Genomic DNA, 650 nt, shown 5'->3' with positions numbered 1-650 from the left:
TGATCGACTTCGCCATCTTCCGCAACCGCAGCTTCAGTTCGGCGGTGGCCTCGGCGCTGTTCGCGGCGGCGGCGCTGCTCGGCATGGAGCTGGTGTTCAGCCAGCGCCTGCAACTGGTGCTGGGCATGTCGCCGATCCAGGCCGCGCTCTACATCCTCCCGCTGCCGCTGGCCGCGTTCATCGCCGGCCCGCTGGCCGGCTGGCTGCTGCCGAAGGTGGGCAGCGCGCGCCTGCTGTTCGTCTCGCTGCTGGTGTCCGGCCTGGGCATGGGCGGCTACCTGTTCAGCTACGACGGCGCGCTGGCGGCGCAGATCGCCAGCCTGTGCGTGCTGGGCGTGGGCATCGGCGCCACCATGACCGCCGCGTCCAGCACCATCATGCAGAGCGCCACGCCCGAGCGCGCCGGCATGGCCGCGTCGATCGAGGAAGTGTCGTATGAACTGGGCGGCGCGCTGGGCGTGACGCTGATGGGCTCGATCCTGTCGGGCGTCTACGCGCACACGCTGGACGTGCCCGCCGGCCTGCCGGCAGCCGGGGCGGGTGCGGCGCGCGACAGCCTGGACGAAGCGCTGGTGGTGGCCGAGGGCCTGTCCAGCGACACAGGCGCCGCGCTGGCGCGGCTGGCCCGCGACGCGTTCGACGCGGGCTAC

General features: G+C 72.8%; 1 protein-coding gene. It reads left to right on the top strand.

The window, feature by feature from the left end; all coding sequences use genetic code 11:
- On the top strand, positions 1-650 hold a 650-nt coding region (locus DNK89_RS23525; protein ID WP_153064337.1), incomplete at both ends, for an MFS transporter.

Source organism: Acidovorax sp. ST3, assembly GCF_003231145.1.
GTDB lineage: Bacteria > Pseudomonadota > Gammaproteobacteria > Burkholderiales > Burkholderiaceae_C > Acidovorax.
This window is presented reverse-complemented; position numbering and strand designations above follow the sequence as displayed.